At 35.0% G+C, this 26,087-nt stretch carries 31 protein-coding genes; 10 read left to right on the forward strand and 21 right to left on the reverse strand.

Features of this window, described 5'->3' with window-relative positions; all coding sequences use genetic code 11:
• Window positions 1-183 precede the first annotated feature (183 nt).
• Window positions 184-372 (forward strand): hypothetical protein, encoded by a 189-nt coding sequence (locus LJY09_RS17885; RefSeq protein WP_014458940.1) that lies wholly within the window; start codon window positions 184-186, stop codon window positions 370-372.
• Between the two features lie 262 nt (window positions 373-634).
• Here the strand turns inward: LJY09_RS17885 and LJY09_RS17890 are convergent, their stop codons facing one another.
• From LJY09_RS17890 to LJY09_RS17915, 6 genes are all read right to left on the reverse strand, one after another.
• Window positions 635-1,120 (reverse strand): tetratricopeptide repeat protein, encoded by a 486-nt coding sequence (locus LJY09_RS17890; protein ID WP_098113267.1) that lies wholly within the window; start codon window positions 1,118-1,120, stop codon window positions 635-637.
• 123 nt (window positions 1,121-1,243) lie between these two features.
• Window positions 1,244-1,537 carry an RNA polymerase alpha subunit C-terminal domain-containing protein gene (locus tag LJY09_RS17895; RefSeq protein ID WP_228307367.1) on the reverse strand — a complete coding sequence of 98 codons (294 nt, stop codon included), beginning with the start codon at window positions 1,535-1,537 and terminating at the stop codon, window positions 1,244-1,246.
• Between the two features lie 153 nt (window positions 1,538-1,690).
• Complete coding sequence (locus LJY09_RS17900) at window positions 1,691-2,398, reverse strand: DNA alkylation repair protein (RefSeq protein WP_154990023.1); 708 nt, start codon at window positions 2,396-2,398, stop codon at window positions 1,691-1,693.
• A 40-nt stretch (window positions 2,399-2,438) separates the two neighbouring features.
• The gene (locus LJY09_RS17905) at window positions 2,439-2,810 is read right to left on the reverse strand and encodes an iron chaperone (protein WP_098113270.1); all 372 of its coding nucleotides are present in this window, start codon (window positions 2,808-2,810) and stop codon (window positions 2,439-2,441) included.
• Window positions 2,811-2,952: 142 nt separating this feature from the next.
• Complete coding sequence (locus LJY09_RS17910) at window positions 2,953-3,546, reverse strand: YdeI/OmpD-associated family protein (protein ID WP_098113271.1); 594 nt, start codon at window positions 3,544-3,546, stop codon at window positions 2,953-2,955.
• Between the two features lie 165 nt (window positions 3,547-3,711).
• Window positions 3,712-4,017, reverse strand: a complete 306-nt coding sequence (locus LJY09_RS17915; RefSeq protein ID WP_098113272.1) for a hypothetical protein — start codon at window positions 4,015-4,017, stop codon at window positions 3,712-3,714.
• A 652-nt stretch (window positions 4,018-4,669) separates the two neighbouring features.
• Between LJY09_RS17915 and LJY09_RS17920 the strand changes: the two genes are divergently transcribed.
• Both LJY09_RS17920 and LJY09_RS17925 read left to right on the forward strand, forming a co-directional pair.
• Window positions 4,670-5,323 (forward strand): M23 family metallopeptidase, encoded by a 654-nt coding sequence (locus LJY09_RS17920; RefSeq protein WP_014458934.1) that lies wholly within the window; start codon window positions 4,670-4,672, stop codon window positions 5,321-5,323.
• 194 nt (window positions 5,324-5,517) lie between these two features.
• A complete protein-coding gene (locus LJY09_RS17925) occupies window positions 5,518-5,928 on the forward strand; it encodes a DinB family protein (RefSeq protein ID WP_228307788.1) in 411 nt (136 codons plus the stop codon).
• Window positions 5,929-6,112: 184 nt separating this feature from the next.
• On the opposite strand, the gene LJY09_RS17930 is transcribed toward LJY09_RS17925, so the two are convergent.
• The gene (locus LJY09_RS17930; protein WP_154973973.1) at window positions 6,113-6,715 is read right to left on the reverse strand and encodes a TetR/AcrR family transcriptional regulator; all 603 of its coding nucleotides are present in this window, start codon (window positions 6,713-6,715) and stop codon (window positions 6,113-6,115) included.
• 192 nt (window positions 6,716-6,907) lie between these two features.
• On the opposite strand from LJY09_RS17930, the gene LJY09_RS17935 reads away from it, so the two are divergent.
• The 3 genes from LJY09_RS17935 (at window position 6,908) to LJY09_RS17945 (ending at window position 9,992) form a co-directional block, all read left to right on the forward strand.
• Window positions 6,908-8,104, forward strand: coding sequence for an FAD-dependent oxidoreductase (locus tag LJY09_RS17935; RefSeq protein ID WP_154973974.1), 1,197 nt, complete (start codon window positions 6,908-6,910; stop codon window positions 8,102-8,104).
• An 89-nt stretch (window positions 8,105-8,193) separates the two neighbouring features.
• The gene (locus LJY09_RS17940; RefSeq protein ID WP_228307368.1) at window positions 8,194-9,546 is read left to right on the forward strand and encodes an MFS transporter; all 1,353 of its coding nucleotides are present in this window, start codon (window positions 8,194-8,196) and stop codon (window positions 9,544-9,546) included.
• 245 nt (window positions 9,547-9,791) lie between these two features.
• Window positions 9,792-9,992, forward strand: coding sequence for a cold-inducible protein YdjO-related protein (locus LJY09_RS17945; RefSeq protein WP_155010758.1), 201 nt, complete (start codon window positions 9,792-9,794; stop codon window positions 9,990-9,992).
• Between the two features lie 231 nt (window positions 9,993-10,223).
• Here LJY09_RS17945 and LJY09_RS17950 read toward each other — a convergent pair whose 3' ends face one another.
• From LJY09_RS17950 to LJY09_RS17960, 3 genes are all read right to left on the reverse strand, one after another.
• Window positions 10,224-10,424: a cold-shock protein gene (locus LJY09_RS17950; RefSeq protein WP_033580115.1), complete on the reverse strand. Its 201-nt coding sequence runs from the start codon at window positions 10,422-10,424 to the stop codon at window positions 10,224-10,226.
• A gap of 921 nt (window positions 10,425-11,345) precedes the next feature.
• Complete coding sequence (locus tag LJY09_RS17955; protein ID WP_165573594.1) at window positions 11,346-11,522, reverse strand: hypothetical protein; 177 nt, start codon at window positions 11,520-11,522, stop codon at window positions 11,346-11,348.
• A 126-nt stretch (window positions 11,523-11,648) separates the two neighbouring features.
• Window positions 11,649-12,164, reverse strand: a complete 516-nt coding sequence (locus LJY09_RS17960; protein WP_108674835.1) for a hypothetical protein — start codon at window positions 12,162-12,164, stop codon at window positions 11,649-11,651.
• A 259-nt stretch (window positions 12,165-12,423) separates the two neighbouring features.
• On the opposite strand from LJY09_RS17960, the gene LJY09_RS17965 reads away from it, so the two are divergent.
• Window positions 12,424-12,591 (forward strand): gamma-type small acid-soluble spore protein, encoded by a 168-nt coding sequence (locus tag LJY09_RS17965; RefSeq protein WP_098112501.1) that lies wholly within the window; start codon window positions 12,424-12,426, stop codon window positions 12,589-12,591.
• Between the two features lie 51 nt (window positions 12,592-12,642).
• Here the strand turns inward: LJY09_RS17965 and LJY09_RS17970 are convergent, their stop codons facing one another.
• Both LJY09_RS17970 and LJY09_RS17975 read right to left on the reverse strand, forming a co-directional pair.
• Window positions 12,643-13,683: a zinc-binding dehydrogenase gene (locus LJY09_RS17970; protein WP_228307369.1), complete on the reverse strand. Its 1,041-nt coding sequence runs from the start codon at window positions 13,681-13,683 to the stop codon at window positions 12,643-12,645.
• 298 nt (window positions 13,684-13,981) lie between these two features.
• Window positions 13,982-14,476 (reverse strand): lactoylglutathione lyase family protein, encoded by a 495-nt coding sequence (locus LJY09_RS17975; protein WP_047750190.1) that lies wholly within the window; start codon window positions 14,474-14,476, stop codon window positions 13,982-13,984.
• Window positions 14,477-14,619: 143 nt separating this feature from the next.
• Here LJY09_RS17975 and LJY09_RS17980 point away from each other — a divergent pair, with 143 nt between their 5' ends.
• Complete coding sequence (locus LJY09_RS17980) at window positions 14,620-14,955, forward strand: winged helix-turn-helix transcriptional regulator (RefSeq protein WP_014458923.1); 336 nt, start codon at window positions 14,620-14,622, stop codon at window positions 14,953-14,955.
• Between the two features lie 728 nt (window positions 14,956-15,683).
• Here LJY09_RS17980 and LJY09_RS17985 read toward each other — a convergent pair.
• Window positions 15,684-16,157, reverse strand: coding sequence for a hypothetical protein (locus LJY09_RS17985; RefSeq protein WP_098112499.1), 474 nt, complete (start codon window positions 16,155-16,157; stop codon window positions 15,684-15,686).
• 473 nt (window positions 16,158-16,630) lie between these two features.
• On the opposite strand from LJY09_RS17985, the gene LJY09_RS17990 reads away from it, so the two are divergent.
• Window positions 16,631-16,819, forward strand: coding sequence for a hypothetical protein (locus LJY09_RS17990; protein ID WP_098112498.1), 189 nt, complete (start codon window positions 16,631-16,633; stop codon window positions 16,817-16,819).
• Between the two features lie 180 nt (window positions 16,820-16,999).
• Here LJY09_RS17990 and LJY09_RS17995 read toward each other — a convergent pair whose 3' ends face one another.
• Both LJY09_RS17995 and LJY09_RS18000 read right to left on the reverse strand, forming a co-directional pair.
• A complete protein-coding gene (locus LJY09_RS17995) occupies window positions 17,000-17,569 on the reverse strand; it encodes a GNAT family N-acetyltransferase (RefSeq protein ID WP_098112497.1) in 570 nt (189 codons plus the stop codon).
• A 105-nt stretch (window positions 17,570-17,674) separates the two neighbouring features.
• Window positions 17,675-18,556, reverse strand: coding sequence for an ABC transporter six-transmembrane domain-containing protein (locus LJY09_RS18000; RefSeq protein ID WP_098112496.1), 882 nt, complete (start codon window positions 18,554-18,556; stop codon window positions 17,675-17,677).
• Between the two features lie 192 nt (window positions 18,557-18,748).
• Between LJY09_RS18000 and LJY09_RS18005 the strand changes: the two genes are divergently transcribed.
• Complete coding sequence (locus tag LJY09_RS18005) at window positions 18,749-19,570, forward strand: MerR family transcriptional regulator (protein ID WP_098112495.1); 822 nt, start codon at window positions 18,749-18,751, stop codon at window positions 19,568-19,570.
• Window positions 19,571-19,798: 228 nt separating this feature from the next.
• Here the strand turns inward: LJY09_RS18005 and LJY09_RS18010 are convergent, their stop codons facing one another.
• From LJY09_RS18010 to LJY09_RS18035, 6 genes are all read right to left on the reverse strand, one after another.
• Window positions 19,799-20,212 (reverse strand): DUF6892 domain-containing protein, encoded by a 414-nt coding sequence (locus LJY09_RS18010; RefSeq protein ID WP_098112494.1) that lies wholly within the window; start codon window positions 20,210-20,212, stop codon window positions 19,799-19,801.
• Between the two features lie 531 nt (window positions 20,213-20,743).
• Window positions 20,744-22,063: an MFS transporter gene (locus tag LJY09_RS18015; protein ID WP_098112493.1), complete on the reverse strand. Its 1,320-nt coding sequence runs from the start codon at window positions 22,061-22,063 to the stop codon at window positions 20,744-20,746.
• Between the two features lie 93 nt (window positions 22,064-22,156).
• The gene (dgoD, locus tag LJY09_RS18020; RefSeq protein ID WP_098112492.1) at window positions 22,157-23,305 is read right to left on the reverse strand and encodes a galactonate dehydratase; all 1,149 of its coding nucleotides are present in this window, start codon (window positions 23,303-23,305) and stop codon (window positions 22,157-22,159) included.
• Window positions 23,292-23,954 (reverse strand): bifunctional 4-hydroxy-2-oxoglutarate aldolase/2-dehydro-3-deoxy-phosphogluconate aldolase, encoded by a 663-nt coding sequence (locus tag LJY09_RS18025; protein ID WP_098112491.1) that lies wholly within the window; start codon window positions 23,952-23,954, stop codon window positions 23,292-23,294. Before LJY09_RS18025 ends, dgoD begins: the two co-directional genes overlap by 14 nt.
• A gap of 17 nt (window positions 23,955-23,971) precedes the next feature.
• The gene (locus LJY09_RS18030; protein ID WP_228307370.1) at window positions 23,972-24,925 is read right to left on the reverse strand and encodes a sugar kinase; all 954 of its coding nucleotides are present in this window, start codon (window positions 24,923-24,925) and stop codon (window positions 23,972-23,974) included.
• A gap of 17 nt (window positions 24,926-24,942) precedes the next feature.
• Entirely contained in the window at window positions 24,943-25,701 is a 759-nt protein-coding gene (locus LJY09_RS18035; protein ID WP_098112489.1) for an IclR family transcriptional regulator, read from the reverse strand.
• Between the last annotated feature and the right edge of the window lie 386 nt (window positions 25,702-26,087).

Consider the following 26,087-nt stretch of genomic DNA (forward strand, 5'->3'; position numbering starts at 1 on the left):
GCAGGAAAAAAAAGCAAAGTATATAAAGATAACAGTATGCATCAAAAAGTGTTGAGAATATTTTATGATCATTTTCTATCAGCACGAGATCCATAATTTGAGAAAAAGCTTATATCAGTCCGTGTCTTAAGTATGCCTATTATATAGAATGGGTTACTTAGTAAATAAGGGAAGGTGATTTATATGTTAGGGGAAGAAGATTTAAAAGTAAATTGTATATCAGCTGCTATAGGTTTACTCATCCAACATAATATCATCACTCACCAGGAACTGGACAAACTAACTAAAACGAATTATCACGTTTTTTATCATTTTCTCATGGATAAGCTAATTGAAGAAGAGTTTAGTAAGGATAGAGTGGTACAAACATAAGTGCTTCAACAAAGAAAGAAGCGCAAGATCCAAAGCAGGAATCTCCTATTTCAAATGTAATTCGTATAGGGCTCCTTACATATTAGACATATATAATATGTAAGGGCTTTCTTGTTCAACAAAGCCTCCTATAGTTTAAATGTATTTCTTCACAGTCTATCATTTTAAAAGTCATTTTATCAAAGGAAGCCTGCCAATATTGTTACAAAAAAGTCCTCTCCTCGTTTCAGGAAAAGAACTTATATTCAGTGAATTTTACAAGCTACTTCCAAGTCTGATCCAGTTTATCTGAATAGAAATTTAAGGCTTTTTTATAACTTAGTATTTCATTGTCACTTGTCGTATTTAGTAAGCACTTCAGTATCAGTTCCATCGCTTTGCTATGCTCTTTTAAATTGTACAAGGTCATGGAATAAAACACTTTAATTACATGATTATCTGGGAATAATTCTATTCCTTTTAAAAATATATCTTTTGATTTTTCATATTCCCCCAAGGCTCTATACGTGCTGCCCAATCCCAATACTGCCCCTTCCATATCCTTAGAAGGTAATCCTATCTTTATGGCATTTTCGTAAAAGGGTACTGCCTTTTCTTCTTCCCCTAATAGGTCGAAGCTCCAAGCACATTGATAGTTATATAAAGCGTCGTCTGGACATTCCTTGACTAATTCACTTAGCAATTCGTTAGATTCTTTGTGATTTCCATTCTTTCGTAACGCTAATGCTTTATCTAGTTTGTTATTCATTATCTAAATCTCCAGCCCTTCTTTTTCCCACTATTTATCTATTAACATCCTTGCACATCCAGAAATTCAGGGTATTCGTACACTTTATCCCAATCTATTTCTTGTTTTAACTATCCTTAATATTTAATTTTTAAAGGCTAACCCATTGGCCTGCAAAGCTGCTTTAAGTTTAGGTAAAGAAGCCGGACCCATACCATGAAATTGTAATATCTCTTTTTCACTAAATGTTGATAGCTGCTGCAAAGAAGTTATCCCGTTGTTTTCCAATGCTCGTCTTGCTGGTGCTGATAGCACTGAAAGAAATCCATTGTCAGGTTTGTTTTCTTGCTCGCAGGTTGGGCAGGTCGGACAGCTACTGCTTTTATAATATTTGTGTCCTTTATGACAGATTCTTAGATTTCCTTTTTGGGTTTTCATTTTTAATCTCTCCTTTTCTCAAGAATTTTTTTAGCTTTTATCCCCTGCCACTTCTTCAATGGATGGATGGTTTATGAAGGAACAAAACATCATGCGTATAGTAAGCTAATTATTAGTCTCGCTTCAGATAGCGTAGTTCCATTACAAATTATGCTAACACCTTACATGTTTACGTTTGAAACCAATCCGTCCTCTATCTATATCCTTTTGAATGTTTTCGGAAGCAAGAAGAATACTACTTTTTTTCTTATCCTTCTTAACTTCGACTGGACCTACTGTCTTTGCAGTTTCAAGGGCCTTTTCATGAAGTGGCAAATATGAAACACCGACTGTATAGATAAAATTATTCATAGCCGATTTCGTTCGATCTGGAGAATCGTGAATCGTATTTTTCACTTGATTAAGCATATCGGCAACCTTGCTTGTGCTAAATTCATCGTCAGGACGATTACCCAAAAGCCAGCAGTAACAACTCCAACCTGCTGACATTTTCAATTCTTCACCGCTTGCCACCCATCTATCAGCAACAACTTGCGCAAAATCGGTTTCTGACAAAGTTACCGCAACTACATAATCAGATAGCATGTAAAAATACGCTTTATCGATCCAACGCTCAAAATCCTCCGCAGTCATCTCTGTTGGGTCTGCAATGATACCAGCAAAATACATAGCATCGTAATTTCCAGACGCATAAAGCTGCTCGGCTAAAGCCTGATTTTTCTTGATTTTCTTTGCAATCGGCTTCATTTTTCCTGTTGCCACTCCAAAAAGTGGATCGTGTGCACCATTGTTTATGTAAGTCTTTTTAATTCGTTCTGTGCCAAGCGCTTCAAGTTCTTTCATAACCATTTCAAAATCCATCTTTCTGTACCCTCCTTCTTCTCCGTTCATAATCTGCTCTTTATTTCCGCCAAAAAGTTGAACAGTCTTCCTTATCTAAAATATTAAACTCGACTATTTTTTTTAGTAATTCATAGTTTACCCGCTCAGTCCATAGAATGCGAAACAAGCCTTTGGTAGCGCTGTATCCAGCCTGGGCGATGTCATGCTTAAAGTGCGCAATGCCTGTTTCTTCAGGTGAAACGCTCAAATGATGTTTCGCTGAGGAAAAACCGATGATAAATGTTCCATGATCAGTAAACATTGGCGTATTCCATTTAATTTGTGGTTCCAAATTCGGGAAAGTATTAGCAACCAGAGCCAAAATCTCCTCTGTTCGGTCACGGTGGTCAGGGCTATCTATACGCGCTAAATATTCTGCAAAAACTTCCATAGCATCTTCTCCTAAAGTAAAATTTTTTTTAATCTACTCTACTTTTACACAAAGCGAACATCAGTCAGTTCACTTAGCCTTATTTCATTTTTAACTCAAATACATTAACAATTTATATTAGCCATGTTTTAAATAAAATGTACTAATCATTTAATCCTTTTCCATTAAGAATGTCTGGAATGCATTTTTCAACTCTTGATGCTCGAGTCTTAGATTGTTTGGCCGCAGAAAAATGAAGAATATATGCTCTTTGCCGTCCTGGAGTCAATGTAGTAAAAGCATCTTTTAAAGCAGGTATTTCATCAAATTTATGCTGTAGCTCTTCAGGAATAATGAGTTCTTCAGGCTTTTTAACTTTGACTTTCAATCCCGCTTTTTCCACCTCAATAGCCTCATAGATATAAGCCTTTAAGATAGCTTCCTTTTCAACTATTTCTTGCACATTGGTAAACCGAATTTGTCGCGCCCCTTGTACATTCTCCGTTTGTTGAATTAGAATACCATGAGAATCTTGTAACAGAGAACCTTTAGGAAACAGCAACGCACAGTATTCTTTAAAACCATGTATTAAAACAATGTTTTTTTTCTCAAACGTATAACAAGGATTCATCCACTTAAAATCTTCGGTCAACTCACAGTCAAGAACAATCTTTCTCAACGTCTCATATTCTTCTTTCCACTTTTTAGCTTTAGTTAAAAATTCATCAACCTTAGGATTCATTTTGCTATTTGTCATCAAGGAACACTCCTCTTTAATTTTTTAACCTGTCGCTCTCGCAATGATATAGTCAACCTTCAATTCATTTAATGGTGTTACTATTCTTCAAATGTAGGAAATGCCCTTCTTCAATTGACTTGATAGTTATTAAAATTATAAACATTTCAAGCAGGAAGTTAGGATTTATTTTATCTTGAATATGGTCTTTCTATGATCCTGCTTTATACGTTTCAAGCGCAGCTCTATTTTTCTATCTAACATTTTATGTGCGGTTTGGAAAGTTACACATATGAACAGTAAGATAATAGCAATAATTATAGCGTCTGGCACTTGAAAGCAAAAACATAATACTGCTAAAAGAAAGGATATAGTACAAGTAAAGTTGATTACCCATTTTCTATTTCTATGAGCTTGAAGACTTTTTTCAAGCAGCTGCTTTTGTCCTTCTTCCCTTTTTATATCTTCTGAATTATTGAGTGTAGAGTTCAATGTTATTTCTCCTTAGAAACTAATTTTATATAATTTTTATCTTGGTTATCTTTTCCCTTTAAGATGATAGTATAATTGGATGTTCTTAAAGAGAAAGCCAAATTTAATTAATCGTTTTGGCAAGCGCATAGGCTTCTTTCGCGCTGATTATAATATCCTCCAACAATCTCATTTTCTCCTCTTCTTCAACATTTACATTTAATATAGAGAAACAAAACAAAACAAAGCAAGGAATGCCTTCATGTCGGTACATATAATGACTCTGTTTGATAGCTACTCATACTAGATTCAAAGAACCTACAAAAAAAGAACATTAGTTCTCTATATTATATAGGAACAAACGTTCTTTTTTCAATGAAAACTCTAAAGTTTTCCATATTATTTCTATGAATAACGTCGAATCTATAATAAAGAATATTTCAATTGTTGGACATCGTTCTACAGGCATTATTAATAAACATTATATAATTGTAGAAAAAATATATAGCTTCCTTTCAGATTATTGATTTTCTTTAATCATAGTTAAACCAAGGTCACTACATGAATACATAGCTGTATATAGATTGTATCTTTAATGTAAAATATTATTTTTTGGTAAATTTGGATTTTTTATTACATTTATATGATAATATAGACAAAAAAGGAGGGTAATATGAAAAAAATACTTAGTTTAGTTACATTATTTGTTTTTTCTATGGGAATAGCTTTACCAACGTTTGCAGAGGCGGCTTCGCAAAAGTTAATTCAACCAATTAATAATGCACGAATTACAGCCGGATACCTCAACACTAAATACCAACAAAAGTTTGGCTTCAAACATTATGGTTGGGATTTAGTCTCAGCAACAAGTAATCGTACAGTTTGGGCAAGTGGTAAAGGGAAAGTTTTAGCCACTGGATATGATGGGGTTCTAGGTAATACGATTATAGTAAAATATCCTCAAGCATACATTCATAGTACAAAAGCGACCAAAGACATTGTAATTCGTTATAATCACCTTGCATCAATAAAAGTAGCAAAAGGTCAAAGCGTCACAAAAGATACGTCTTTAGGTATTTACGGAAACACAGGAAAGTATTCTACAGGAGCACACTTACATTTTGAAATCGATACAGATACTGTAAACTATCAATACTCTCCAACTTTAGGTTCAAGTTCTAACATTATCAAAGCAGGTACAGCTAGCACTGTGCTTTCTCCAAAGAGTGTCTTGTACACTAAGAACTCTGCACCAGATAATCAGCAAATTTGGATTTTAGGTGATGGCTATCAATCATCGACTGAAGATAATTTACCTATTTTCTAATAGAGGTTCGTTTTTAGACTGTCTTATTTGAGACAGTTTTTTTGTGTCCAAGTTATTAACTCAAATCTAGAAGAGTATGTATACCTTAATTCAGACAGTTTAAAAGTAATTGCGAAAGAGGAGATTATACTTTTAGAAAAAGCGGTGGATATTTTATCTAAGAATAAAATTAAAGTAGCAGAAGAAGCGTAAAGATATGGGAAGCAATTCCTCAAAATAAATTGGATTGGAAGCCAGATACAGAAGCTATGACATGCTTGGAGATCGTTCGACACTTCTTAGAATCAGAATATTATTATCATCTAGCTATTAAAAATAAGTGTAGCTTAAAAGTATTTGACTCTCCTTTTGAAAAAAAACCATTAATTTCTGTAACAAGTGAATTAGAATGTGCAGAAACATACCATCAACAATTTTTAGAAATGATAAGTACCTTTTCATATGAGGATTTAACATGTATTCAAATAGACTGTTCAGATGTAAGCTATATTCGTTCCTTAAGTGATATGTTATTACGTATAGGTTATTATGAATCTGTACGAAAATGGAAAATATTACAGTGTTTAAGAACAATGGGAGTTGATTGTCCTAAAGTTTTGGGTTAAGCCAGTGAAGCACTATATATACCATATACAACACCAGTTAACCGAATCGTGATCATGTTTAGGTTCATTTTCTACGATACTATTAAGTAATCTACAACTTATTTTCCTATACCTTTTCTCTTTTGGAAATTAGTAAAGCACAAGAAAAGTTAAAGTTCTCAGTTCTCGTGCTATTATTGATTCTTTATTCTTTATATTCAGCTACTGTTGCTCCCCCCAACTTATACAACATAAGGAGTTGTTCCGCCATAAAAGCAGGTGACTGTTTAAATTGATGCTTTCTCCAATAATGAATAACGCCCAATTGTGCAGACGTTACATAACTTAAATAAATATCTGGAGACACAATTAAATTAATGTTTTCTAAATGAACAACTTCCAATCCTTTTTGTGTGTATGTTTGAATAATATTTTGGAGTTTTTCTGCAAATATGGAGGGCCCATGTTCCCCAAGCATAACGGCATAAAACTCTCTATGGATATAGATATTCTCAAACATTCGCTGAAAAATTTCATGAAGCATCGTTAAACTAAATTCAGCTGACCTCTCTCCCGACTCGTCAATTTCGATCGCTTCTTCTAAATCATCTAATATTTCTTTAATACTTTGTTCTTGTAATTGTTGTTTATCCTCATAATGGGCATAAAACGTAGCACGGTTAATATCTGCTCTTTCTGTAATATCACTCACAGACACAGCGTGCATATTCTTTTCTTCTAACAAGGAAAGATATGCGGTAATAATGGCCTTTCTTGTTTTCCGAATGCGTCGATCAACCTTTTTCATCTCCAATTGACCTCCTACTTTTGAATTATTTTTTAGATTTAAAACAACACCCTCTATATAAGTGTTGCTTAAACTACATTTTCTGAAAGATTAATGGTTGTTGATTTCAAACTGAATTGTAAAATATAAAGTAACACTTTGAATTTTAACATACATAGTGTTGCTTTATATTTTTTTTAGGAGGAATAATAAATGTCAGATTTACATGTATTGATTGCAGGCGGAGGCATTGGAGGGTTAAGCCTAGGACAACATTTAAAAAAAGCAGGAATTAGCTTTTCTATATATGAGCGTGAAGATGAAGTATCAAAAAATGGATATCGGTTACATATGAATATGGACGGCGGCGAATCGCTTCGTGCTGCTCTTCCAGAAAATCTATACGAACTATATGTACAAACGTCAAGAAAAAATCCACGTCGTGAAATGGCTGTATTAATTGATGAGCAATTGAATGAAGTGGGTGTTCGCCCTCATATTGGTGCTCCAAACGATGAAGAATTTCCACATACAGCCGTGAACCGCCGAACATTATGTCAAATTCTACTGAGTGGTATTGAAGAACACGTTCACTTTAATTCAGTCGTTACAGGGTTTGAGCAAGATGAAAAGGGAGTTTCACTGTTTTTAGCTGATGGAACAGTTGCTAAAGGTGATTTATTAGTAGCCGCAGACGGTATCAATTCAGCAATTCGTCATCAATTGATGCCAGACGTTCAACCTGTAGATACAAAAGCTCGGGCGATTTATTCTAAATCCCCTCTTACAAAAGAGATTAGACAACAGTTACCAGAGATCTTATTTGATGGATTTACAAGTGCAATGGATTCTATTGGTACGTATATGGCCATTGGTCCATATGAGCCAAGACGTCCAGTAGCTGAAGCTGCTAAAGAACTAGCACCTGAATCTGCAATAGAACCTGTAGAGGATTATGTCATGATTACTCTGAATGTCTCTGAACAGTTAAATGTATCAGATGAAGAGCTTCGTCGTATAAACCCAGAAGAACACCACCAGTTAATGCTTGATTTAACAAAAGATTGGCACCCTATTTTACGAGGTCTTGTTGAGCGTATTGATCCTCAAACGGTATCCGTGCTGCCTGTTCGCGCAATAGAACCTATAGAACCTTGGGAAACAAGTCGCGTTACGTTAATTGGTGATGCTATTCATGCAATGCCACCAAGCTTTGGCGCTGGTTCAAATTTAGCGCTGCGAGATGCGCGCATTTTAGCTGAACAAATTATAGCTATTCACAAGAAACAAACCGACGTATATAGTGGAATTTCTCAATATGAAGAAGCCATGAGAGCTCATGACTATCCAATTTTCGAGATGTCATCAAATGAAAAGAAAGCACGAAAATTCAATAAAGTACGCCAGTAAGATAGATAAACACTATATAGTACTGTTTCTGAAATGATGATATGGAGGAAACAGTATTTCTTTTTACTACATTAGGGAGAGATCTATAAATGATGAATACGTACAATTTAATTTCCGAATCTAAAAAACAGAAGTTAATTATTGTATTAGCATGCACACTGGTCTTTTCGTCGATGAGTGCGACCATGTTTAATGTGGCTTTGCCTTCTATTACACATGAATTGTCGCTAACGCCTTCTCAAGCAGCCTGGATTATTACAAGTTATATGATTATCTATGCGATTGGGTCTGTTGCTTATGGACGATTGGCTGATCAATACAAACTGAAAAATTTATTAACGGCCGGCCTTCTCTTTTTTGCAGTTGGTTCCGTCATTGGCTTTTTTTCAACAAACTTTGCTTTTATTATTTCAGCACGAGTTCTGCAAGCTATTGGAGCATCTGTTTTCCCAGCTTCTGCAATGCTAATCCCCTCTCGTTACTTTCCGCCTGAAGTAAGAGGAAAAGCACTCGGCATTACATCAACAGGACTGTCATTAGGAGTAGCAGTGGGACCCATTATTGCTGGGGTCATTACGACATCTTTACATTGGCACTATTTGTTTGCAGTATCTATTATACCTGTTGTGGCTATTCCTTTTTTCCGTACTTATTTGGATGATACGAAAGGTAATGCTACAAAACTAGATTACTTGGGCGCTACTTTATTAGCTGGAATGGTAACGTTTGTTTTATTAGGCATTTCTATGCAGCACCTATATTATTTTATCATCAGCATTCTACTACTAGGATTATTTAGTTGGAGAATTAGTAAGGCACAAGAGCCATTTATTAAGGCAGAGTTATTAAAAAACAAACGTTACTCTGTTATTTTACTTTTATTTGCGTGTAGTTCAGGCATTGGCTTTGGGCTTCCTTACCTGACACCTTTATTGCTTGCAGATATAAACCATTTAAGTGCCTTTACAAGTAGCTTATTTATGTTTCCTGGTGCCGCAATTACAGCTCTTTTAGCAAAAAAAGGCGGAGAATTAGCTGATAAAAAAGGCAATGTCGTACTAGCTTATATTGCGTTAACCTTTTACTTTATCTGTTTTATTAGTTTATCTATTATCGTTGGCCATTCTCCTTACCTTATTATGGTTGCAATCATCTTTGGTTATATTGCACAGTCTTTTTGCCAAATGTCACTGGCAAACACTGTTTCACAAGTTCTTCCTTCTGCCCAAACAGGGGTAGGCATGGGATTATTTATGTTAACAAACTTTGTGGGGAGTTCTATAGCCACTACGCTAATGGGGACATCATTAAATGATCATAACGGCGTTTCAGGCTACACAAACATTTATATCATTCTCAGCATTATTGTTGTTGGTATGGGTATAATTTATACAGCTGTTATTAAGAAAAGTGTTCCTTCTACTCAGCAGATTAGTAAATAACACACAGGATGCCTCATCTCTAAAATAAAAAGTCACGCTAAATTAATAAATGAGTAAGCTATTCATGATGTGTCCGAGCATCATCTAAAAATAGTGATATTCATAGCAAAAAATACAGAAATAAATATTTATAATTTTAACTCAATGAAAAAATATATAATGTATGTAAAGCTTTAATCAAAAGGTATAAAGTATGTATGTTCTCTTTATAAGGTATACTTCTAAGGAGAGGAGTAGTGATTAATATGCATTATAGTAAAAGAAATCAAGAACCTCCGATTCAAGAGGAAACAGAAATTTGGGAATGTACAGTAGAAGAGTGTAAAGGCTGGATGAGGAAAGACTTCTCTTACGATAGGCATCAGAAATGTCCTTTGTGTAAAAGTCAGATGGAAGCTAAAAAACGGCTTATTGATAAAATCCCCCGTAATCCGCATAAAAAATAATATAAACCTATGCTTTCTAAAAGATTAAACACTATTTATCCATAAAGAAGTCTTGGTTCCTATTTGCTTTCTATTTCTATTGTATGTTATAACTAGTTAACCTTGTACCGATCGTCTTGTCTAAAACCCAGGCTTTTTTAAAGCCTGGGTTTTCTATTGAACCAATAGTATGCTAATTATGACACCATAAAAAAAGACCCCTTCATAGGAGTCTTTTTTTATCACTTTTAATTATGCTTTGTGAACGTTAGCAGCTTGTGCTCCGCGTTGACCTTGCTCGATATCAAAAGTAACTTTTTGACCTTCTTCTAATGATTTGAAACCTTCACCTTGAATAGCACTGAAATGAACGAATACATCTTCTCCGCCTTCAACTTCGATGAAACCGAAACCTTTGTCTGCATTAAACCATTTTACTGTACCTTGTGTCATAATGTTGCCTCCTGCTGTGGAATACTCCACAAATGTATTACTAATCTTGCCCAAACATACTATTTCAAGATAAAAACTTCTACTTAGGGTTTTTTCTTTTCTCAATATACCGAACAAAAATAAGTTATCTGTAGTGTAACACATAGTAGGATTGATAGCAAACAAGAAAAATATCCCCTTCAACAAGTTCTACCTATTCATCTTTCCCCTACCAAGACTTATGATAGGCATATGTAGCATAGCTTATAAATGCTCGAGCATATTGAATATGTATATATCTCCATTTATTATAGCTATTCATGATAATTCACTATTTAACCTTTCTTATAAATAAAGGATATATGTAATCCAAAAAACACCTGTTAACTTTACTGAATTATAAAGAGGCTATTGGGATATTCTAATTAGGGAAGAAGGAAAACAAGTTATTGATTACAACTAATCATTACAAAGCTTCTTACATTTGGGATGAGGTGTCTACAGCAGGCCTATTTCAGAAAACCTTATTGTAAATCGATGTATGTTTGATTCATAAGGGGATGGTAGTCATGAACGTAGTAAGAATATATATAATGGGTAGACAATAATATTCATTTATCACTGTACAAATGAGGTGTTTGTCCCAGACCAAGAACGATTTCGTTCACATTGTATATTTTTTTAGTTCAATGCTTAAATGAGGTGTTTGTTAAAGAGAATATACTTTTTCAAGTTACTGTTTCATTAGGCAATGGAATTACGTAAATGAGGTGTTCCTTAAAGATCATATGCTGCATTAAAAGCTGATTTTTCCTTCTTCACATGACGGGATGCATAATCGTTTGCATCTCGTTTTTGTTATACATACTATCTAAGGTATACTTGTTTATTTGCATGTAAGTCTTCAATTAAGGTGTACAGAGTTCTCTGCATAGGTTTTCTTTAATTGTATCCGTACCCTGTTACTCGGTAATCATCACCGTAATCTACTGTGACAGACACCTCTTTTTTCTTCTCTTTACCATTAGCATATCCGTGGACTAATACTGCACTTAAATCTTCTCCACCTGAAAATTCAACATCTTTGGGAACAAAATCAATGTCTTCTTCGTCTTTCATATACGTAGCCGAGAAAAAAGAGATGAGAGGTTTAAAAAAGCTGTCTCTACTTTCAAGTAGAGACAGCTGAAGAAACAATCAGCTATTTAGAAGGTGTTTGTCGTGTCTTGTAGCCAGATACTTTTATCACTCATCCAATAACCTAATAAAGGAATGCTCCCCATTATCCGGCTTTACCTCTAGTTTCTTCGACATTATAAACTCACTCATATGTTGAAAACCATATAACAGGAGTTGTCTAACAGTCAAAATGGTTACGTACTGAAAAGGATTAATTTTCTTAAGCTTAAAGATGCTGCCCTTTTTTAATTTAGGTACAACTACAAATGTAAATGTAGTATGAATCATAAAGTTTACAGCTATATACAGAGGCAATTTACGGTATGTGGATTTAAGCACCCACATAGATACAGTAAAAAAGGGCCCCCATGTCCACACATCTTCACCAGGAATTTTCGGATGTACACTTTGTTTAAAAGACCAAAAATTCTTTCTCTTAGCATAAGAATTAAGGTATTTAGTTACCATACAAATAGCAATGGACGCTGGAAGAAACCGTTTAAAATCTTTGCCTTTCATAAATGAAAAGCTGGACCAACAAGTGATAACTAACAGTATTAAAAATAGTCTATTCTTTTTCATGATTTTATACACCTCTCTATTTTAAGGTGTACATCTATTCTAAAATTACACAACGAATTATCTTAAGAGCATGCTGCCTAAGGATTATAATATATAATCGGTAAAAATTCGAACAAACTATTGACGATGTTTTCTTGTACATGTTGCCTCATAGTTGTATGCACAATACTTCCTGAAATTTTCAATTTTTTCTTACCAGGTACTTCGAAGAATACTGTCTGTCCACTTGGATATATTAATTCTTGTGGAGGTGATAGTAATGGAAAACAAACACTCTAACAAGACAGCTTCAGGAACAGATGTACAACACGTGAAGCAAAAGAATGCTCAAGCATCTTCTGGCAAATACGGTACGGAATTTGCTAGCGAGACTGACGTACAACACGTTAAACGTCAAAACGCTCAAGCAAACAAAAACCAAAAATAATGTTAAAAGGGTTCTTTCATGCTCGTTGAAAGAACCCTTTGTGATACAAGGTTATTCTTCGGGAAGTAATAGAATTTTCCCTAACTTCCCTTTATTTTTAAAATACACTTGGGCTTCTTTTGCTTTGTCTAAAGGGAAAATTTTATCGATAACTGGTTTAATTTTTCCCTCAGAAATTGCCTTAAGCATATCTTTGAACTCTGCTCTCGTTCCCAACACAGATCCATACATTGTAATATGTTTTAGATACAATGTTCTAAAATCAAAGTTTGTATGCTGACCACCAGCAGAACCTGAAATGCAAAATTTCCCTCCGTTTTTTAAAACTTGAAGAGATATGGAAAACAAAGCATCTCCTACAACATCTAGAACGGAATCGACCGGACCTCCGTTCAGTTCTAAAATGTCTTCTGAAAGAGTATCAGATTTATATGATAATACGTGTGTGGCTCCCAATTCCTTAATTCTTTCTTGATTCTCTAAGTCCCCCGTGATTGCAATAACTTTAGCACCAAAGACTTTAGAGGCAATCTGTACATTTAATGATCCCACACCACCATTTGCTCCAGTTACTATAACTGTCTCACCTGGTTGAGCTTGAATTTGGTTGACCATGTGCCAAGCAGTTAACCCACTTACCGAAAAAACAGCACTTTCTGAATAGCTTGATAGGGGCATGTCAAAGCAAAGTTCAGCAGGCCAAACCACATATTCAGCATAACCACCATCGTATTCTGAACCTATAAAGGACATATCATCAGCAATATGTTCGTACCCTTCTTCTCCGCTAGATGTAAAAGGGAATAACACAACGTCTTTTCCCACTATAGACTCCTCTACTAACTTTCCTGCTTTTACTACTTTTCCCGTGATATCAGATCCTGGTGTACGTGGAAACTGGACTCCTTCCGGTCGCCATCCAGATTTTGAGTCAGTACCGTAAGCACCCTCTCTCATCCAAATTTCTGTATTGTTAATAGCACAGGCCTTCACTTTTATAAGAACTTCATTTTCTTTTGGTTCAGGTATAGGAATTTCTACTAGGCTTAATTTACTTACGTCTCCATACCCTGTTACTTGTACAGCTTTCATAGAACAGTCCCCTTCTTTTTTACGAATATAGTTTTTAATATATTTCATACGGCTGCTTATAGTTTAGAAAAAAACATGCATATTTCATTATGCACTCTTCTCTCTATTATCATCAAGTTGGGAGTCAGTATACTTTTACGGCCTTTTCTTTTTAATTCTGTTTCGCAGTGTCAAAAACCACTGGATCATTAAATTTAGAAATATTAATAAACTCTCTTTTTTATTGTTTTGTAACATGGCGCTACCATATAATAAAAAACACCAGCAAAAGATTTTGCTGGTGGAAAGAGATTATTTATTAGTAAGCGCCTTGTGAATAAGTTAACTCATAGCTATGCGTATAAATTTCAAAAATATTTCCAAATGGATCTTCTACATAAACCATTTTATATGGTTTTTCTCCTGGGTAATATTCTCTGATAGGCATACGTTGTTTACCACCATGTTGCTTAATTTTCTCTACAAGACCTTCAATATCTGGATCCTGAATGCAGAAATGGAAAATTCCTGTTTTCCAATACTCAAAGTTATTTTCAGGTTTTTCATTTTCAGGGAACTCAAACATTTCTACGCCAATTTTATCTCCCGTAGCTAAATGTGCAATTCTGAATTTATCCCAGTCATTTCCAAATACATCTCGACACATTTGACCGATAGGTGTATCATCATTTTCTACATCTGAAGGTTCCATAATAACGTACCAACCGAACACATCAGTATAGAATTTAATTGCCTCATCTAGGTTAGGTACTGAAAGACCGATATGAGAAAATGTTTTAGGATATGTGAACATAATTTATATTCCTCCAATATTTTTAATAATTTTAGTGTTTGCTGTCGAACACATGAATATTGTATTTCACAATTTTGAATTATGGAAGAACGCACTTTTTTGTGAGAAACTAACCTAAAGGTAAGAAAGGACTGAAGAATGAAATGAACACTCCGATAGATGATACAGGAAAATTAAAATGTTCTATTGAATATACACTAGGAAAGATAGGTAACAAATGGAAAACTGTGATCCTATGGCATTTAGGCGTAGACGGGACATTAAGGTATAGTGAATTACGTCATTTGTTACCTGGTGTGAGCCATAAAGTAATGACGAAACAATTAAAAGAACTTGAGCAAGATGACTTAATTAATAGGACTCAGTACAATACCGTACCACCTAAAGTGGACTATTCCTTAACCAGCAAGGGAAAAACGTTAATGCCCATCTTAGACCTGATGCATACATGGGGGAAAGAACATGGAGAAGGTTTCTGATTGGAGAGCTTTGACAAAAATATTTGCCTATCGTAAAATACTCTAAATCTTGGTAATCAATTAAGAACTGGTATATAGGAAGCAATACCGTTAGAAGGTAATTTTGTACATATTAAATTAAGTGGTACTAAGGGTTATACAGTATTAGGAAATCTAACTCACCCTTAAAAGTGGTTAAGAGCATCAGAAAATGACATGGTCGAAAGCTTTGAGTGAAGATTAGAACTTGAATAACGTTATAAAAAAGCAACCTCGGCATTGGCCAATGAACGAAGTTGCTTTTTTATAAGGGTTTGTTCATACGTATCCGAAGTATTGAAATATAAGAATATTACCATTTTATGTAATTAAAGGATATTTTTAATATGTCTATGCATATGAATAAAAGGTGCGCTTTTTATGCATCATCTCTTCAACTACTTGTAAGGAGAAATTCGTCATATCAAGGATGTATAAAAATCTGAATATTCTATAAAAGTGACCCTTGTAGAACCCTTACTCCCATAAGGGTTCTCTTTTTTCGTGTCTTCTGGAAAGAGACATTATGTTAACTAATAATGTATAGATTATACATCTTGAAAACAGAAAAAACTATCTGTTGTCCGGTTAGAAAGGTGGCTAGATAGTTTTTTTCTGTAACGCAATCATATTTTTTTGATGATTCAATTCATCTTGAGTAGTTTGCTCATAATATTATGTTTTATTTGTATGTAGAGAAAAAACTAATATTATGAAACAGGTTTTTCTGTTTTTGAAGGGTTCTCATACCATTTTTGAAACCCGTAAATAACTAATGAGGTGGAAAGCATTAGACTTAGAATAGATGTTCTTGAAATATGACTCTTTCCAACTCCGATTTTCTCTGCAAAAGGTACGAATACATATGTGAAAAATGAATCAATAAGAGCATTCGTAAGTAGATACGGAAGGAATCCAATTTTATAGACCAATTTAAATATCCAGATTGTCCCTATAAAAAAAGGACCAAATACATAGAACATGTTGATGGATTTAAGTCCTGGTATAATAGGTTTTTTTAACTTCCACCAACCAAAATCAGTAGCAATAACAAATATTAGTGAAACAATAAGAGAAGTAAAAATAGATACAGGAGTATATTTTTTCACTTCCTTTTTAGGAATAAATATTAGACTTATCCAAGATATAATTAAAGTAAGAAATGCAAAGAGTTTTGGATTCAAGATATAGTCAACCCCTTATGGTTATAAGGCTAGTATGAGATTAAAATGATTTTGTTATTCAAGTTAAAAAAAGCCCATGTTTAAACATTTCTGTCTCTCTTTGCTTCTCATAAATAGTTTTATGTTAACTAGAAAGAAATAGCTGCTGCCATAACATCAAATGCTGTTCGATTTCTAAAGTATTAAAAATTAAAAAAACTGTTAAAGTTACAGGTGGTGCAACTAAATTTGCTAACAAACTTGCTAAATCTTATGATTACTATTCAAGAATTAAAAAGCCTGGTAGCAGAGTTGCTAAATACTCCAAAACAAAAGCTATGAAATTAGCGTTGAAAAAGACAGCTAGAGCTACACCAGGTGCTTTTGACGCATTATAAGCACCTCTAGGAATAGATACGTTTATTAATGGTTTTCTAAAGTAAGTTTCACTACACCTTTGGAGTAGCTTATTCAGGTAAAGGGGATTGTTTTTTATGTTTAGTAAAAAAAGAACCTATCAAATATTAATAGCAATTGTTTCGATTGGACTTGTTGTTTACAACTACACATTAAAATCTAGTGTGAGTGAAGCGACAGATTCCTACGTTATTTTCCCTATTAGTATTGTGTTACTTTTATTATTTGCCTTTATGTACGTAAAAATAGATAAAAAAAATGATTAAAAACAGATTTTGTCTACCTTCCTTAAACCCCAGATAATCAAAATATCTGGGGTTTTTTATTATAAAGGTTTTAATATTTACATTAGATAACGACAAATACATAGCTTTTCTACAAATTGCCTATATCTTAGATTACTAAATATTAATGGATTTAATACTAATTCTGTTTATCTAGATGAATTAAGGAGATACTTTTTCCTCAGGTTCATTAAAAGAAATATTTTTCATCCACTCTTTTTTTAATAATGCATACTGAAGAGTATTTTCATACTTAGGTGTTCCATCTTCGTATTTAGTAAACGAAATAAACTCAACAAAACGTCCTTCTTTACGCATTCCTAATTTTTCACATAGTTTTTGTGATTTGTAGTTATCCTCCTCAACGTATGCATAGACTCTTCTTGCGCCCTTTTGAGTAAACAGATACCTAAAGAACTCCTTCACACTCTCGCTTGCGTACCCTTTCCCCTCATATTGAGCATTAAAGTGCCAACCAATGGAATAAGTATCTGGATCTTCCTTTAAGTAGAATATTTCTCCTATTAGATAATCACTGCCTTTTAAGCAGACTGCAACAAAAGAGTCATCTTTTTTTCTTTTTTGAGCTTTTAAAGTAGCTTCCTCTATTGTGTGAACTTTGTCTTCAAGAAAGCAGTTTACCCTTGGATTAGCCAAGTATTCCAAAAGAGCTTGAGAGTCTGCTTTAGAAAAGTTTCTCAATAGTAATCGATCAGTTTCAATCTTTTTCATTAAAAATCCTCCTAGTCTATAGTTATGAGCTTATTTCTCTGAAAAGACAACAACAATAATTTAGGGGATAAAATAGCAATAATGGTTAGCTAAGCTTTTGTGGCTTTAGCTGTTAACGTCTTCAGCAACACGTTCACCAATATCAAGTACACGCGAAATATTTTGCACAATTTCAGGAAGACCAACTACTGCCTCTTGAAACATCCAAATATAAGCTAGAACTGCATAAATAGCACCAGGCGTAGTACCCTGAACACCTGTAAGTCTAAGTAGTGTAGCTAGGGTTAAGAGAATGACGACAATCTCCATCATCCCCCATGTTTTAGCCTCAGCGTTAGAAATAGCAACACGCCACAAACGTAACCGTGCAAAATGTTTTTGAACAATGGTAAGTGGACGATGAACGACTATATCTGCCTCTTCTTCAATTCGGTTGTTAAGTGCGTGGTTCAAACGATAAGAACGTCGACCGAACCAATGATTTATGATTAGTATTGGAATTATTGCCAATAAACTTAAGAACCCAATAAACCGGTCATAAAGAAATAACATGATAATAGCGCCCAAAAATCGAATAACCGTTGTTACAACTGCCGGCAGCTCCATCTGAAAGAAATCTACTACCTCTCGAGACAATGAGACACGTCCTACAATTCGAGTTCCTTTTACTCCATCAGCACGCTGGCGCTCCACCATTTCTGCAGCAACATTAGAATAAATTCCAACGAATACTTTGGTATCGTAAACGTGCCTGAACAAGCCAACCCCTAGGTGAAGGATCCATAGTAGAGCAAGTGGTATAAGGCTAGCTGGATTCCCTTTAAGCAACCCATCGATTGCAAAACCAATTGTTGCAGCGTAAAGAAGATCGCAAACATTTTCAACAAGAGTGAGCATATAGGTAAGGCTAATTCCTTTACGATTTTTTGACCATATACCTTGAAGGAGTTGACCTACGGAGGATTTTTTCTTTTTTATCATTTGCATCTTATCTACTCTTTCTTTTCTCTAATTAGACAAACTTTAATTCTATTCATTGCTTTATCTTCAAATTCATCATCAATTTGCCTTTTCACTTACTTTAATGAAATAAAGGACTCGTCATTGCTGTTTATATCTCCTTTCCAGTACAATGAACATCATAAAGTATATGGTTACCGTATAGTCAAGGAGGATTTTATGAGTGAAGAGTTGGAAAAGTACTTTACTACTGGTGAATTCGCGAATCTCTGTCGTGTAAAAAAGCAAACTCTGTTTCATTATGACGAGATAGGGTTACTTTCACCTCAAATAAAAAGAGAGAATGGATATAGGTACTATTCGTATGAACAATTTGAAGTCTTTCAAGTGATTGCCTTATTTAAAGAATTCGGTGTTCCATTAAAAGAGATAAAAGTTCTTTTAAAAGATAAAAAACCAATAAATATGATTACTCTTTTAAAGGAAAAATCTCTTGAAATTGAAGAAAAAATTAAGAGCCTTAATCATTTACAAGCAATTATTCAAACGCGTTTACAGTTAGCAGAACATGCTTTAAAAACTGATTTTTCTTCTATTTCATTGCAATATTTAGATGAAGAAACCTTTATGATTAGTGAAAATATTTTAGAAGAAGCCGAACAAAAATATACTACAGTTATTCCGGAGCTCATTCATTATACTCAACTTCATAAATTAGACCGAGGATATCCAATTGGAGCAATGCTTGCGAGAGACCAAATCCAAAAAAAAGAGTTTTACAATTACGAACATTTGTATATCAAAATCCCAGAAGAGATAGAAAAAATTCATTGTCATACACGCCCCCAGGGACTATATGTTGTTGGGTATCAAAAAGGTGCCGAAACCGAACATGCTTACGATCGAATTATTCAATTCGTTAGAGAAAAAGGGTTAAAAATAGCGGAGTATGCATATGAGGAATACATGATTGATGAGGTAATGGCGGATGGAATAGAGAATTCAATTACAAGAATTCAACTTCAAATTCAAAGCCAATAACGTTTTTTAGTTTGTATTGCAAAGAGGTACTATATTTACTAAACATATGTGGCGTATACAGGCTAAAAATAGAAAAACCAACCTATGAGCTCTAAAGGTTGGGTTTTCTGTTTTTGTAAACGGAGTATAGGAGAATTGCTTATTGCTTTTTTCTAAATGGAAATAATGAGGAAACTTGACTCTTCATTACGACGAATTGCTTCTTTTAGCGCAATCACGTCTTTCTCATTAATCCTCAACCTCAATTCCAGCTTCCTTGAATGGTTCTAATACTTCTAGATCGCACATGGAAATATAGTCCACTGCTTTTAGATTCTTTAAGTTCTGAAACCCTTCAACAGATAGTACGTCAAATAAACTGTCTTCACCGTCCCAATCTGGCTTTAGAATATGATAAATTTCATTACCTCCATCAAAGCAAAGGGATTCAACCTTTTCCAAATCACTCTTTTCCAGAGTTAACTCTTCTAAATAATCTTTGATTTCAACAATGGGTCCAGCTCCAAAATACCATTCGAAATTATTCGTATACTTATCTTTTAAATCGGTTAATTCTTTTAGAAATAATGGCTCTTGATCTAATAAAGCTTCAATAACCACTAATTTAAAATTAAAATCTTTAAACATTCCACTTTTCCCCATTTTGCTACCTCCGATTTTATCTCTGTATTAGGCTTGTAATCGCCCCTGCACTATTCGTATTATAACAATCATCTATAAATAAAACCTACTTATATTGTTGACTTTGACAGCCCCAAAAATAAGAGCCCCTGTAAATGAAGGTCCGCTCTTATTTACTTAGTTTAATTACTACTGCAAGCTGCTAATGCTAGCAATAATACAGCAGAAGTTGCTAAAACCTTTTTCATACATGCACCTTCAACTCTCTAATAACCATTCTCCACCTATTATTTATTGTTAATAAAAGGTAGAAACTTTGTATATTTTATCATGTTTTTTGTATTCATGAACATCACTACTACCTAACCTAATAATCTTATTTTTGTACGGACTGAAGTTCTTCTTTATAGGTAACAAAAAAGCATAAACCCGTTGGTCTCCAACAAAATTTATGCTTCTTCTTTAATAAATCTTTTACGAATTCTCTTTTAATCCCGCCACAAATAATTCCAGATGTATGATTCCTAAAAAACTATAAGATTATAAACAGCCTTACACAATATCTCGATTCAATTTTTCATCTTTAACCACTTTAATTCTTTCCACTTTTCCTACAAGGAAGATATACGAAAGTGCTCCTAAAAGGGCCAATGCCGCTATGAATACTAGCGCTGGAGCAAAGTTGCCTCCTTTAGCTAAGAAACCAATAACAATTGGAACGATGATAGAAGCTAAACCTCCGATAAAGTTAAAAACTCCCCCTGTCAAACCCACTAAATGTTTAGGTGCTAGCGTCGAGACAAACACCCACGTAATAGAAGCCAGACCATTTCCAAAAAACGCAATAGCCATAAACATGATAATGAGAGATGTGCTATTTACATAATTGGCTCCGATAATTGAAGTTGATAAAAGCAGACCTACGATAATTGGTGTTTTTCTTGCAATACCTAGTGATACTCCTTTTTTCACTAAGGCGTCCGATACAAAACCAGATAGTAATACTCCTACAAACGCTGCTAAAAACGGAGCTGATGCTAAGAATCCTGATTTTAAGAAATCTAACCCTCTGTATTCCACAAGGTACGTTGGAAACCAGGTAAGGAAGAACCATAAAGTAGAGTTGACGGCAAACTGTCCTAAGTAGATGCCCCATAGCTTTCTGTGAGAAAAGGCTTCTTTAAGATTTCCCCATTCGAACTTTGCTCTTTCTCCTTTCGTATCAGCAGCTTTAACTAAGCCTCCACCTTCTTCGATATGCTGTAACTCTGCTTTATTTACTTTGTTATGCTGGGAAGGATCACGATAAAAAATGTACCACATAATGCCCCATGCTATACCAATAATCCCTGTAGTAATAAACAGACCTCTCCACCCTAAAAAGTGCTGAATGGTAACTAGTGTAGGTGTTAAAAATGCTAGCCCTGCAAACTGTCCTGAAGTATAAAAAGCAATAGCTGATGCTCTTTCCTGATTTGGAAACCAGCTGGTGACTACTTTATTGTTAGTAGGAAAAGCCGGTGCTTCAAATGCTCCTGTCGCTAAACGCAGACCAAATAGACTCACAAATCCCTTAGTAAACCCTTGTAAAAGCGTAACAATAGACCAGGTAATTAAGCTAAAGGCATACGTAGCACGAGCACCAAAACGGTCAGCCATTACCCCTCCTGGTATTTGTAAAGCGGCATAAGCCCATCCAAAGGCTGAAAATATGAGACCCAGTTCTACTGATGATAGCTTTAAATCTTTGGACATGGCTGTGGCAGCTACAGAAATATTACTTCGATCCATATAGTTAATGACAACGCTTATGAAAATAAATGCTAAAACACGAAATCTAATGCGAGTCGGCTTTTCGCTATACCCCTTCATTCCCTTATCCCCCTGTACATGACCAATTTGAAAAGAAGATCTGACTGACGGTCATTTGTCAATCAGATCTTTTGTACTAAAATGGTTTCCCCTTTACCATTCCGCTACAGAACCATCTTTATGACGCCATACTGGATTACGCCAATTATGACCGATATCAGCCATTCTTCTAACATGGTCTTCATTAATCTCAATACCTAAACCAGGTCCATCAGGAATTTTCACAAAGCCTTCTTCATATTTAAATACGTGGTTATCAACAATATAATCTAGCAAATCACTGCCTTGGTTATAGTGAATGCCTAAGCTTTGCTCTTGAATAAATGCGTTGTGGCACGTTGCATCTACTTGAAGACACGCCGCTAATGCAATTGGTCCTAACGGGCAATGAGGCGCAGCTGCTACATCAAAGGCTTCAGCCATTGAAATAATTTTCTTACATTCTGTAATTCCCCCTGCATGTGATAAATCCGGCTGAATGATATCCACGTATCCGTCCGTTAAGAGCTTTTTAAACTCCCATTTTGAAAACATTCTTTCCCCTGTCGCAATAGGAATGGATACGTGATTGGCGATTTCTCTTAATGCCTCATTGTTTTCCGGCAAAACCGGCTCCTCGATAAACATTGGACGATAGACCTCTAATTCTTTAGCTAAAATTTTTGCCATTGGCTTATGTACTCGTCCGTGAAAATCAATACCTATTCCTACATAAGGCCCCACTGCTTCTCTGACAGCAGCAATACGTTCTACTACTTGATCAATTTTTTCATACGAATCTACATACTGAAACTCTTCTGTTCCATTCATTTTTACTGCTGTAAATCCTTTTGAGACAACTTCTCTTGCTGCTTCGCCTACATCTGAAGGCCGGTCTCCTCCGATCCACGAATACACTTTAATGGATTCTCTTGCTTTTCCGCCTAATAGTTGATGTACAGGAGCATCGTAATATTTTCCTTTTATGTCCCACAGAGCTTGGTCAATCCCTGAGATGGCACTCATTAAAATAGGTCCGCCTCGGTAGAAACCGCCTCGGTACATAACGTTCCAATGATCTTCAATATTTAATGGGTCTTTGCCAATAAGATACTCCATCAGCTCGTCTACTGCAGCTTTAACGGTAGAGGCTCTTCCTTCAATAACAGGTTCTCCCCATCCAACAATTCCTTCGTCTGTTTCTATTTTTAAAAATAACCAGCGTGGCGGCACTTGAAACAATTCATAATTAGTAATTTTCATGTACTTTTTCCCCTTTCGTTATACGATTCACTGCGGCTACGTATGCTTTAGCCTTTTGTGTTAGCTCCTGCAGATATGCATGGGTAATTTCACGTTTTGTATCTACTAAAGAACTTCCAATACCAAACCCTACAGCACCTGCTTCTTCAAATTCTTGAATATTATCTAAGCTCACTCCTCCTGTTGGTAGAAGCGGAATATGGGGAAGCGGTCCTCGAATATCTTTAATATAGCTAGCCCCCAGCCTAGCAGGAAATACTTTTATAATATCTCCGCCATTTTCATATGCCGTTAAAATTTCAGTAGGTGAAAAAGCACCTGGAATACTCACCGCACCGTATCTTTTCGTTAGTTTAATAGTTTCGATATTAACCGTTGGAGAAAGGATAAACTTTGCTCCTGCTAAAATAGCTGAACGTGCTGTTTCAGGATCAAGCACTGTACCTGCTCCTACTAACACTTGATCACCCAGCTCTGTAGAAACCTCTTTAATGGCTGAAAGTGCGTCCGGCGAATTTAGAGTAATTTCGATATTTTTTACACCGCCGTCATTAAGCGCAGAAGCAATTTTCACTACATCCTGCGGTTTGGCTCCTCTAATAATCGCAACGATTTTATGCTCTAATAAATGTGATAAACTATCCGTCATGGGTAAGCCCCTTTCTTTTATCGTATAACGTCTTCTTTTGTAATCGCATTCATAAATTCGTAAAGCTCTTTCTTATCAGGCAAGCCTTCAATATCACCCTCTACGGTTACAACCATAGCTCCTATAGCACACCCTCTTCTAACTGTTTCTTTTAAAGAGGATTTATCTATTAATCCCGATAGTATCCCAGCGGCGAACCCATCACCAGCTCCTACTGGATCTATCACTCTAGCAACTTTAAAACCTTCTACGTAAGCGGATTCATTTTTAGTTGAATAATAAGCTCCTTCCTCACCTAGCTTAATAACAACTAGCTCTACACCTAATTGATGAAACGCTGATGCAATGTCTTCAGGGTTATCCTTCTCAAATAAAAACTGACCTTCATTCACTCCTGGTAAAATAATATCTGCATATGTAGCCATTTTAATGAGTGTTTGACGCGCAGTTTCTTCATCCCAAAGTGTCTTGCGTAAATTTGGATCAAACACTATTTTTACGCCATTTTTTTTAGCAGCTTTTATCGCTTGAAAAACAGCTTCGTGGCAGGAGTCGCTCAGCGCAGGTGTTATTCCTGTCACGTATAAGTATTTGGCAGAAGAGATATACTCTTCATTCATATCATGCGGATTCATAAAACTTGCTGCCGACCCTTGTCTGTAATAAAAGACTTTACTGTTCATTTCATTTGTCTTTTGCTTTAAAAAAAGACCTGTAGGAGCATTATCATCAAATATCACATGTCTTACATCTATTCCTTCTCCTTTTATACTTGAAAGAATACGCTCTCCTAGCTCGTCTTTTCCTAATCGGCTAACCCATCCCGTTTGATAACCTAGTTTTGACAGAGCGATTAACGTATTACTTTCTGCTCCAGCAATTTTCGAAGAAAAGTCTTTAGCGTATCTCATTTTTCCATTCGAGTGTGGGGTAAACAGAATCATTGTTTCCCCCATGCTTATCACATCCATTTTACCCCTCTTTTCATTTATCTCTTTGCCTCTTCATATCCAGCAATAAAAGATATATTAGTCGCTGTTTGAAGCAGCCTTTCTACAATAAAGTCTTTATGCTTCAGCATTCTTTCCTTAGGACCAGCTACACTAATAGCAGCTTGAATGCTTCCCTTCGCTCCAAATACAGGTGCAGCAAGGCAAAATAATCCTTCTTCATTTTCTTCATCATCAATCGCATAGCCCATTTGAACAAAAGAATCTAGATTGTCATTAAGAACTTTTTTATCTGTAATTGTATAATCCGTAATAGGCAGCAGCTCCGTATGTTCAAGCAGCTGCTCTCGCTGATCTTTAGGAAGAAAAGCTAAAAAGGTTTTTCCTAATCCTGTACAATAAAGTGGCTTACGGTTACCAGGCTGAGCAGTTGTTCTAATAGAACGGTTATTATCAATTTTAACAACATAGACCAATTCTCCATCTGACAGCAAAGCCATAAACACAGTTTCTTGAACATCCTCCATCAGCTTCTTTAAATACGTTTTTCCCTCTGAAGAAATATCCAATGATTCCATAGCCGCTGTTCCAATTTGAATTAGCTTTGGCCCTAGCTTGTACTTCTTTAATGAGTCCTGATTCAAATACCCTTCATTATGAAGTGTTCCCACAAGATTAAACGTACTGCTTTGCGGAAGCGAAAGTAAATCGCTAACTTCTTTTACTGTTAACCCCTCGGGATGTTGAGCAATTAATTCAAATACCCTTAATACACGTTCTGCTGATTTTACTGACATGAATAAACCCTCTCTAAATCACATATGTGATTTTAAATTTTATATATGATTTACTGATTTAAATATTATCATAGACAGATCATTAATTCAAAATATTTTTACAAATAAAACAAAAATACTTATGACAGAAACTGAAAAATGATTAATAAATACCAATATAAAAAAGCTTCTATGATGAAATCATAGAAACTAGAAAAAATTGTAATGGAAGTTAGTTATGAAAAATAGAGATTTTTTATTATCGATTTTTTTTAATGTATTTTTAGCTTATCTATGGGTCTTTCTCCTTTATTTAATTTTTGATTTTGTTCAGTTAGCTGTATAAACGATAAACTCAAAAGATGAACAAGCCCTTGAGTACCAAGGGTTTGTTTTTTGCATGAGTT

Origin of the sequence: Priestia sp. J2, from assembly GCF_020790095.1 — a bacterium.
Lineage (GTDB): Bacteria > Bacillota > Bacilli > Bacillales > Bacillaceae_H > Priestia > Priestia zanthoxyli.

Bases quoted from the DNA above. Each gene is read 5' to 3' on its own strand.
- LJY09_RS17885 (WP_014458940.1), top strand. From the start codon at position 184: ATGTTAGGGGAAGAAGATTTAAAAGTAAATTGTATATCAGCTGCTATA.
- LJY09_RS17890 (WP_098113267.1), bottom strand. From the start codon at position 1,120: ATGAATAACAAACTAGATAAAGCATTAGCGTTACGAAAGAATGGAAAT.
- LJY09_RS17895 (WP_228307367.1), bottom strand. From the start codon at position 1,537: ATGAAAACCCAAAAAGGAAATCTAAGAATCTGTCATAAAGGACACAAA.
- LJY09_RS17900 (WP_154990023.1), bottom strand. From the start codon at position 2,398: ATGGATTTTGAAATGGTTATGAAAGAACTTGAAGCGCTTGGCACAGAA.
- LJY09_RS17905 (WP_098113270.1), bottom strand. From the start codon at position 2,810: ATGGAAGTTTTTGCAGAATATTTAGCGCGTATAGATAGCCCTGACCAC.
- LJY09_RS17910 (WP_098113271.1), bottom strand. From the start codon at position 3,546: ATGACAAATAGCAAAATGAATCCTAAGGTTGATGAATTTTTAACTAAA.
- LJY09_RS17920 (WP_014458934.1), top strand. From the start codon at position 4,670: ATGAAAAAAATACTTAGTTTAGTTACATTATTTGTTTTTTCTATGGGA.
- LJY09_RS17930 (WP_154973973.1), bottom strand. From the start codon at position 6,715: ATGAAAAAGGTTGATCGACGCATTCGGAAAACAAGAAAGGCCATTATT.
- LJY09_RS17935 (WP_154973974.1), top strand. From the start codon at position 6,908: ATGTCAGATTTACATGTATTGATTGCAGGCGGAGGCATTGGAGGGTTA.
- LJY09_RS17940 (WP_228307368.1), top strand. From the start codon at position 8,194: ATGATGAATACGTACAATTTAATTTCCGAATCTAAAAAACAGAAGTTA.
- LJY09_RS17945 (WP_155010758.1), top strand. From the start codon at position 9,792: ATGCATTATAGTAAAAGAAATCAAGAACCTCCGATTCAAGAGGAAACA.
- LJY09_RS17950 (WP_033580115.1), bottom strand. From the start codon at position 10,424: ATGACACAAGGTACAGTAAAATGGTTTAATGCAGACAAAGGTTTCGGT.
- LJY09_RS17955 (WP_165573594.1), bottom strand. From the start codon at position 11,522: ATGAAAGACGAAGAAGACATTGATTTTGTTCCCAAAGATGTTGAATTT.
- LJY09_RS17960 (WP_108674835.1), bottom strand. From the start codon at position 12,164: ATGAAAAAGAATAGACTATTTTTAATACTGTTAGTTATCACTTGTTGG.
- LJY09_RS17965 (WP_098112501.1), top strand. From the start codon at position 12,424: ATGGAAAACAAACACTCTAACAAGACAGCTTCAGGAACAGATGTACAA.
- LJY09_RS17970 (WP_228307369.1), bottom strand. From the start codon at position 13,683: ATGAAAGCTGTACAAGTAACAGGGTATGGAGACGTAAGTAAATTAAGC.
- LJY09_RS17975 (WP_047750190.1), bottom strand. From the start codon at position 14,476: ATGTTCACATATCCTAAAACATTTTCTCATATCGGTCTTTCAGTACCT.
- LJY09_RS17980 (WP_014458923.1), top strand. From the start codon at position 14,620: ATGAACACTCCGATAGATGATACAGGAAAATTAAAATGTTCTATTGAA.
- LJY09_RS17990 (WP_098112498.1), top strand. From the start codon at position 16,631: ATGTTTAGTAAAAAAAGAACCTATCAAATATTAATAGCAATTGTTTCG.
- LJY09_RS17995 (WP_098112497.1), bottom strand. From the start codon at position 17,569: ATGAAAAAGATTGAAACTGATCGATTACTATTGAGAAACTTTTCTAAA.
- LJY09_RS18000 (WP_098112496.1), bottom strand. From the start codon at position 18,556: ATGCAAATGATAAAAAAGAAAAAATCCTCCGTAGGTCAACTCCTTCAA.
- LJY09_RS18005 (WP_098112495.1), top strand. From the start codon at position 18,749: ATGAGTGAAGAGTTGGAAAAGTACTTTACTACTGGTGAATTCGCGAAT.
- LJY09_RS18010 (WP_098112494.1), bottom strand. From the start codon at position 20,212: ATGGGGAAAAGTGGAATGTTTAAAGATTTTAATTTTAAATTAGTGGTT.
- LJY09_RS18015 (WP_098112493.1), bottom strand. From the start codon at position 22,063: ATGAAGGGGTATAGCGAAAAGCCGACTCGCATTAGATTTCGTGTTTTA.
- dgoD (WP_098112492.1), bottom strand. From the start codon at position 23,305: ATGAAAATTACTAATTATGAATTGTTTCAAGTGCCGCCACGCTGGTTA.
- LJY09_RS18025 (WP_098112491.1), bottom strand. From the start codon at position 23,954: ATGACGGATAGTTTATCACATTTATTAGAGCATAAAATCGTTGCGATT.
- LJY09_RS18030 (WP_228307370.1), bottom strand. From the start codon at position 24,925: ATGGATGTGATAAGCATGGGGGAAACAATGATTCTGTTTACCCCACAC.
- LJY09_RS18035 (WP_098112489.1), bottom strand. From the start codon at position 25,701: ATGTCAGTAAAATCAGCAGAACGTGTATTAAGGGTATTTGAATTAATT.